The organism is Staphylococcus sp. HMSC035D11 (genome assembly GCF_001836075.1).
Classification (GTDB): domain Bacteria; phylum Bacillota; class Bacilli; order Staphylococcales; family Staphylococcaceae; genus Staphylococcus; species Staphylococcus hominis.
This window is the reverse complement of the sequence record NZ_KV827241.1, coordinates 102,708-111,095: the sequence shown is the minus strand read 5'-3', so window position 1 is coordinate 111,095 and position 8,388 is coordinate 102,708. Positions and strand designations below refer to the sequence as shown.

Annotated in this window: 8 protein-coding genes and 1 pseudogene; 8 read left to right on the top strand and 1 reads right to left on the bottom strand. The window is 32.3% G+C overall.

Annotated features, from left to right (window positions below; all coding sequences use genetic code 11):
• The 8 genes from smc to rplS all read left to right on the top strand — a co-directional run.
• Positions 1 to 2,465, top strand: a 2,465-nt coding sequence (smc, locus tag HMPREF2647_RS06000; RefSeq protein WP_256326479.1) for a chromosome segregation protein SMC, incomplete at its 5' end; no start/stop codon positions are given.
• The gene (gene ftsY / locus HMPREF2647_RS05995; protein ID WP_017174584.1) at positions 2,462 to 3,691 is read left to right on the top strand and encodes a signal recognition particle-docking protein FtsY; all 1,230 of its coding nucleotides are present in this window, start codon (positions 2,462 to 2,464) and stop codon (positions 3,689 to 3,691) included. The genes smc and ftsY, both read left to right, overlap by 4 nt.
• Entirely contained in the window at positions 3,678 to 4,010 is a 333-nt protein-coding gene (locus HMPREF2647_RS05990; RefSeq protein WP_017174585.1) for a putative DNA-binding protein, read from the top strand. Before ftsY ends, HMPREF2647_RS05990 begins: the two co-directional genes overlap by 14 nt.
• A gap of 20 nt (positions 4,011 to 4,030) precedes the next feature.
• Entirely contained in the window at positions 4,031 to 5,401 is a 1,371-nt protein-coding gene (gene ffh / locus HMPREF2647_RS05985; RefSeq protein ID WP_019835642.1) for a signal recognition particle protein, read from the top strand.
• Positions 5,402 to 5,662: 261 nt separating this feature from the next.
• Complete coding sequence (rpsP, locus tag HMPREF2647_RS05980) at positions 5,663 to 5,938, top strand: 30S ribosomal protein S16 (protein ID WP_002448807.1); 276 nt, start codon at positions 5,663 to 5,665, stop codon at positions 5,936 to 5,938.
• Positions 5,939 to 6,069: 131 nt separating this feature from the next.
• On the top strand, positions 6,070 to 6,570 hold the full coding sequence (rimM, locus tag HMPREF2647_RS05975; protein WP_017174586.1) for a ribosome maturation factor RimM: 501 nt from the start codon (positions 6,070 to 6,072) through the stop codon (positions 6,568 to 6,570).
• Entirely contained in the window at positions 6,570 to 7,307 is a 738-nt protein-coding gene (gene trmD / locus HMPREF2647_RS05970; protein WP_070859719.1) for a tRNA (guanosine(37)-N1)-methyltransferase TrmD, read from the top strand. The genes rimM and trmD overlap by 1 nt, the downstream gene beginning before the upstream one ends.
• Before the next feature lie 104 nt (positions 7,308 to 7,411).
• The gene (rplS, locus tag HMPREF2647_RS05965) at positions 7,412 to 7,762 is read left to right on the top strand and encodes a 50S ribosomal protein L19 (RefSeq protein ID WP_002448843.1); all 351 of its coding nucleotides are present in this window, start codon (positions 7,412 to 7,414) and stop codon (positions 7,760 to 7,762) included.
• Between the two features lie 47 nt (positions 7,763 to 7,809).
• Here the strand turns inward: rplS and HMPREF2647_RS05960 are convergent.
• Positions 7,810 to 8,337, bottom strand: a pseudogene (locus HMPREF2647_RS05960) (transposase); the annotation flags it as partial.
• Positions 8,338 to 8,388: the final 51 nt, after the last annotated feature.

Genomic DNA, 8,388 nt, shown 5'->3' with positions numbered 1-8,388 from the left:
ATCTTACAGATGCACAACATGATGAAAAATTAGAAACTATTAAAAATGAATATTATGAATTAATGTCTGAGCAATCTGAAGTGAATAATGATATTCGTTTTTTAGAACGTACTATTCAAGAAAATGAAACTAAAAAAACACGTCTCGATGCAAGATTAATAGAAGTATTTGATCAACTTAAACATATTCAAAATGACATACATCAAACAGAACAAGCGCATACTACTATATCACAAAAAATGAACATAACAGAGAAAGACATGCGTGACGTTGAAGATCGTTTATCTGAAGCAAAACGTATAGAAGCGACATATGAAGATAAGTTATATCAAGCTTATCGATATACTGATAAAATGCGCGTGCGTATGGAAAGTTTAGAAACACAAGCAGAAGACTATTCCTACTTTTTTAATGGAGTAAAACATATATTAAAAGCAAAAGAGAATACTTTAAGTGGTATTCATGGTGCAGTAGCTGAAGTCATCAAGGTACCATCAAAATTGACACAAGCGATTGAATCAGCGTTAGGAGCCTCATTACAACACATTATTGTAAATAATGAAAAAGATGGTCGCCAAGCGATAAAATTTTTAAAACAACGAGGATTAGGAAGAGCAACATTTTTACCACTAAATGTAATTAGAGCAAGAAGTTTATCTCATCATATTCAAAATGTAGCTCGAAATTTTGATGGTTTTATTAATATTGCATCGGAAGCGGTTGAAGTTAATCAAACGTATCAAGCTGTGATAGATAATTTGATGGGTACTACAATTATAGTGGAGAATCTTAAAATTGCGAATGAACTTGCAAGAGCGATTCAATATAAAGCGCGAATCGTTACCTTAGAAGGAGATATCGTTAATCCAGGAGGAGCAATGACAGGTGGCGGAATGCGTCAATCAAAAAGTATTTTAGCTCAAAAAGATGAATTGGCAACAATGAAAACACAATTAAACGACTACGAAGAGAAAACAAAAGAATTCGAACAACAATTGCAAAAGCAAAAAGAGAAAGTTGAGACATTAAGTAATAAGTATGTAGATTTAAGCCAACAATATCATCAATTAAAAGATACCGCTCACGAAGAAACATTGACTTTAGATCGATTGAAAAAACAAGAAACACATATAAAAAGTGAACATGAAGAATTTGAATTTGAGAAAAATGATGGCTATCAAAGTGAAAAAAGTCGTCATACATTAAAGCAACAACAATTGCGTTTATCTGAAATTCAAGAGCAACTAAAACAACTTGAAAATGACATAGAGGTATATTCAAAACTCTCTAAAGAAGGTAAAGAAAATGTATCGCAAGTTGAAAAAGAATTAAATCAAAAACGTTCTGATGTTGCAGTCGTTAAAGAAAAAATAAGTCATCAAACTATGTCATTGGAAAGAATAGATAAGCAACTTGCACAAATTAACCAACAAATCATTGCAACTAAAGAGAAAATAGAATTATTTAATTCTGACGATATGATGGGCGAAAAAGCATTTCAACAACTTCAATCAAGTATCCAAGATAAAGCGTCTCAACGTGATAAATTAAAACAAAAACTTGATACTTTAAAAGAACAGAAAGATTCTATAAATGAAGATATTGAAATTCATGAGTACAAACTCGAACAATGCCATCAAGATTTATTATCTATTGAAAGTTTTTATCAAGATATTAAGGCCCAACAGTCTAAATTAGATGTTCTTATTAATCACGCAATGAATCATTTAAATGAAACGTATCATCTTACACTTGAACGTGCGAGAGAAACTTATCAATCAGATGTTCCAATAGAAACATTAAGAAAAAAAGTAAAATTAACTAAGATGTCAATTGAAGAATTAGGTTCAGTTAATGTTAATGCTATTGAACAATTTGAAGAATTAAATGAACGTTATACATTTTTGAATGAACAGAGAAATGATTTAAGAGAAGCAAAACAGACTTTAGAACAAATCATTGATGAAATGGATCAAGAAGTAAAAGATCGTTTCAAAGCTACATTTTTTGAAGTACAAGATTATTTCACAACTGTCTTTCAATCACTTTTTGGTGGTGGTCATGCCAAGTTAGAGCTTACGGATGATGATTACTTGTCTGCGGGAGTAGATATTATTGTTCAACCACCAGGTAAAAAATTACAAAATCTTTCTTTATTAAGTGGTGGCGAACGCGCATTAAGTGCTATTGCATTACTGTTTGCTATTTTAAAAGTAAGATCAGCACCATTTGTTATACTAGACGAAGTGGAAGCAGCTTTGGATGAAGCTAATGTTATTCGTTACGCACAATTTTTAAATGATTTATCGGAAAAAACACAGTTTATTGTCATTACGCATAGAAAAGGTACCATGGAGTATTCGGATCGTTTATATGGTGTTACAATGCAAGAGTCAGGCGTTTCAAAATTAGTAAGTGTAAATTTAAATACAATAGATGAGGTTATGAAGGAGGAAAATGCATGAGTTTTTTCAAACGACTAAAAGATAAATTTTCTACAAAGTCGACTGAAGATATTGAAAAGGAATTAACGGAAGATGAGGAATTAGATCAACCATCAACAAAAGACAATGAACAAGAAAATGAAGAACCTGCACCAAAAAAGAAAAAACCACGTAAATTAAGCGAAGCTGACTTTGACGAAGATGGGTTAATTTCAATTGAAGATTTTGAAGAAATTGAAGCTCAAAAAATGGGAGCGAAATTTAAAGCAGGTTTAGAAAAATCAAGAGAAAACTTCCAGGAGCAATTAAATAACTTGATTGCACGTTATAGAACTGTAGATGAAGATTTCTTCGAAGCTTTAGAAGAAATGTTGATTACTGCGGATGTAGGTTTTAATACGGTTATGCAATTAACGGATGAATTACGTACAGAAGCACAACGTCGTAATATCAAAGAAACTGAAGGTTTAAGAGAAGTTATCGTTGAAAAAATTGTAGAAATTTATCACCAAGAAGATGATCATTCAGAAGCAATGAATATCGAAGATGGCCGATTAAATGTCATTTTAATGGTTGGGGTCAATGGTGTAGGTAAAACTACAACGATTGGTAAATTGGCACATCGTTATAAAATGGAAGGTAAAAAAGTTATGTTGGCTGCTGGTGATACTTTCAGAGCAGGTGCAATTGAACAATTACAAGTTTGGGGCGATCGTGTAGGCGTAGAGGTAATCAGACAAAGCGAAGGTTCTGATCCTGCAGCAGTGGTTTATGATGCAATCAATGCGGCTAAGAATAAAGATGTAGATATATTAATTTGTGATACAGCAGGTCGTTTACAAAATAAATCAAACTTAATGCAAGAATTGGACAAAATGAAACGAGTCATTAGTCGTGCTGTTCCAGATGCACCCCATGAAGCATTATTATGTTTAGACGCAACCACTGGTCAAAATGCACTATCACAAGCACGTTCATTCAAAGAAGTAACCAACGTTTCAGGGATTGTGCTCACTAAATTAGATGGCACAGCAAAAGGTGGTATTGTACTTGCTATTCGAAACGAATTGCATATTCCAGTAAAATACGTTGGTTTAGGTGAAAAACTAGATGATTTACAACCATTTAATCCTGAAAGTTATGTATATGGATTGTTTGCTGATATGATTGAGCAAAATGATAATATCCCTGATGAAATGCAAAGCTTAACAGATAATAATGAGGAACACCAAAATGGGGAAAAATGATTTAGTTAAAACGTTAAGAATGAATTATCTATTTGATTTTTACCATTCTTTGCTTACTGAAAAACAAAAGAATTATCTTGAGTTATTTTATCTAAATGATTACTCATTAAGTGAAATTGCTGAAACGTTTAAAGTGAGTAGACAAGCGGTTTATGATAATATAAGAAGAACTGGCGATTTAGTAGAAGACTATGAAACTAAATTAAAGTTATATGAGAAATTTGAACAACGTCAAATGATTTATAACGAAATGAAACAATCTATTCATGATACTAAAAAACTGGAACATTTAATCCAAAAATTAGAAGAACTAGAATAATTTATAAGGAGGTTGTTAATATGGCATTTGAAGGATTATCCGATCGTTTACAAGCCACGATGCAAAAAATTCGCGGTAAAGGTAAAGTAACAGAAGCGGATATTAAAACAATGATGCGTGAAGTTAGATTAGCATTGTTAGAAGCCGATGTTAACTTCAAGGTAGTCAAAGACTTCGTTAAAACAGTTTCCGAACGTGCTTTGGGATCAGACGTTATGCAGTCTTTAACACCTGGACAACAAGTTATAAAAATAGTACAAGATGAATTAACACAATTAATGGGTGGAGAAAATACATCTATTAAAATGGCTAATAAGCCACCCACAGTTGTAATGATGGTTGGTTTACAAGGGGCAGGTAAAACAACTACCGCTGGTAAATTGGCATTGTTAATGCGTAAAAAATATAATAAAAAGCCAATGTTAGTAGCAGCCGACATATATCGTCCAGCTGCGATTAATCAATTACAAACAGTAGGTAAACAACTTGATGTACCTGTTTATAGTGAAGGTGATCAAGTTAAACCACAACAAATTGTAGATAACGCATTAAGATATGCTAAAGAAGAACATTTGGACTTTGTAATTATCGATACTGCGGGACGTTTACACATTGATGAAACATTAATGAATGAATTAACTGATGTTAAAGAAATCTCAAAACCAGATGAAATTATGCTTGTTGTAGATGCGATGACAGGACAAGATGCTGTGAACGTTGCGCAATCATTTGATGAGCAATTGGATGTCACTGGTGTGACTTTAACTAAATTAGACGGAGATACTCGTGGTGGTGCGGCACTTTCTATTCGTGCAGTAACACATAAACCAATTAAATTTGTTGGTATGAGTGAAAAAATGGATGGTTTAGAATTATTCCATCCAGAGCGTATGGCATCTCGTATACTAGGTATGGGTGACGTATTAAGTCTTATCGAAAAAGCGCAACAAGATGTGGACCAAGAAAAAGCTAAAGATTTAGAAAAGAAAATGCGTGAGTCCTCATTTACATTAGATGACTTCTTAGAACAATTGGATCAAGTGAAGAATTTAGGACCACTGGATGATATTATGAAAATGATTCCAGGTATGAATAAAATGAAAGGTTTAGATAAGCTAAATATGAGCGATAAACAAATTGACCATATTAAAGCTATTATTCAATCAATGACACCTAATGAAAGACAAGATCCAGCAATTTTAAATGTTTCAAGAAAGAAACGTATAGCAAAAGGCTCAGGCCGTTCATTGCAGGAAGTGAATCGTTTAATGAAACAATTTAATGATATGAAAAAAATGATGAAACAATTTACGGGTAATGGTCGTAAAGGTAAAAAAGGTAAACGTAGCCAAATGGAAAATATGTTAAAAGGCATGAATTTACCATTCTAAAAAGTAATGAAAGCGGAATAACATCCTAAGTGTTATTCCGCTTTTTCATAAATAAGTAAAGGAATGCATGTACATTGGCACATGCATAACCAAAATGAATAAAGGTAAGCTCTAGTTAAAGCTAGTACATAATCAAATCTACAATTTATTTCATAAATCTAGATTTGGTAAAGAAAAAAGTCTTTACAAAGTTGGAGGTTCCTGTTATTATTATTTCTTGTAGAAAATAAAAATTAAAAGATTTAAAGGAGAGTTTTATAAATGGCAGTTAAAATTCGCTTAACTCGTTTAGGTTCAAAAAGAAATCCATTCTATCGTATCGTTGTAGCTGATGCGCGTTCACCACGTGATGGTCGTATCATTGAACAAATCGGTACTTACAATCCAGCAAGTGTAAATGCACCAGAAGTTAAAATCGATGAAGAATTAGCTTTAAAATGGCTAAAAGACGGTGCAAAACCAACTGATACTGTTCACAATATCTTATCAAAACAAGGTATTTTAAAAACATTTGATGAACAAAAACGTTCAAAATAATTGATAATAATATCAATATCATATAATAACAGGTCTGTGGCATAAGGTATGTCACAGGCTTTTATTATATTCTCACTTTATAAGAAACATGTTAATATGTATAAATAAACGACTATGTAAGGAGGATAAGGATGCAAGTAGAAGTAGGACAAATTGTAAATACACATGGGATTAAAGGAGAAGTAAAAGTAAAATCTAATTCTGATTTTACTGATACACGTTTTCAACCTGGAGAAGTCCTTATCGTGAATCACCACCATAATGAAATAGAAATGACTATTACATCATATCGTATACATAAAGGATTTCACATGCTTAAATTTGAAGGTATTAATAATATTAATGACGTCGAACAATATAAAGGCGACTACTTATTCCAAGAACGTGATCATGAGGATATTGAATTGAATGAAAACGAATTTTACTATTCTGATATTATTGGGTGTACGGTTTTTAATAACGATACACCAATTGGAAGAGTCATTAATATTTTTGAAACAGGTGCCAATGATGTATGGGTTGTTAAAGGTGACAAAGAATACCTTATTCCATATATAGCAGATGTCGTTAAAGAAGTAGATGTTGAACATAAAACAATTCGTATTACGCCAATGGAAGGATTATTAGAATAATGAAAATAGATTACCTAACATTATTTCCAGAAATGTTCGACGGCGTTCTAAATTATTCGATTTTGAAGCGTGCGCAAGATAAAAATATTATTGAAGTTAATACTGTAAACTTTAGAGATTACGCTGAAAATAAACATAATCAAGTGGATGATTATCCGTATGGTGGCGGTCAAGGAATGGTTTTAAAACCAGAACCAGTGTTTAATGCAATGAAAGATTTAAAACGTACTGATAAAACGCGTGTCATTCTCATGTGTCCTCAAGGACGACCATTCTCTCAAGCAATTGCTGAAGAATTGAGTGAAGCGGAACATATTGTATTTATTTGTGGACACTACGAAGGATATGACGAAAGAATTAGAGCAAATTTAGTAACCGATGAAATTTCAATGGGGGATTATGTATTGACTGGTGGAGAATTACCAGCTATGACTATGACTGATGCTATCGTTAGATTAATTCCTGGAGTACTTGGTAATGAACAATCCCATCAAGATGATTCTTTCTCCGATGGTTTACTTGAATTCCCGCAATATACACGTCCAAGAGAATATAAAGGTATGACTGTACCTGACGTATTGTTATCTGGAAATCATGCAAATATAGAAAAATGGCGACATGAACAAAAATTAATACGTACTTTGCATAAACGTCCGGACTTACTAGAAAAGTATCAATTAAGTGACAAGGATAAAGAATTTTTAGAAAGCTATAAAAACCAATTGAAAAACAACTAGGAGTATGCTAATATATATCAAGTGTGAAAAGACACTAAAAATCACTATGATCCGCTGCTATATGAATGTCTAGGCAAGAACATAGGTTGAAGGAGAGTATAAAAATGAGTAATCATAAGTTAATCGAAGCAGTTACAAAATCACAATTACGCACAGACTTACCAACTTTCCGTACTGGTGACACTTTACGTGTACACGTACGTATCGTCGAAGGTTCACGTGAACGTATCCAAGTTTTCGAAGGTGTTGTAATTAAACGCCGCGGTGGAGGAATTTCTGAAACTTTCACAGTTCGTAAAATTTCTTCAGGTGTAGGTGTGGAACGTACATTCCCATTACACACTCCAAAAATCGAAAAAATCGAAGTTAAACGTCGCGGTAAAGTACGTCGTGCTAAATTATACTACTTACGTAGTTTACGTGGTAAAGCTGCAAGAATTCAAGAAATTCGCTAATCAGTATATAGAAAACTATACTAAAAAATGGGTAAGTTAATACGCAATTAAAAAAGAGTCTTGGATATAAAGTTCCAAGATAAGTAAAAAAAGACAATTTCTATTGAAATAATATAGAAATTGTCTTTTTTATAATTTTTTTGATTATTTTCAGCTCATTGAGCTGTTACTTTTCTTATATTAAGTGTCATTAGCTCAAATCCTAGTTCTCTTTTGTCTTTATTTATCCCTCGAACGGACATTCGAGTGAAACTCAAAATAGCCTTTATAAATCTAAAAACAGACGCCACATCAATTTTTCTTTGACTATAAATGGTTTTTGTTTTTGAAAGCTTTTTATTAATTTGCGCTTTAAAATATTCCCAATTATAATTCTTCATTACTTTTTTATTTGTTTTTGAATTGAAGTTCATACATGGGTGTTTCAGAGGACATTCTGAATCATCATCACATTCATATAATTTAAAGTCTCGTTTAAAGCTATATTTATCATGGTGATAGGTATATTTTTTAAATCCTAGTCTTTTATTGTTCGTATAAATAAATTCAGTCTTAGTATTTATTTCTACAATATCATTTATGGGAGTGAGAACTGAAATTGCCATTGGTAGAGTAAGATGAATCAT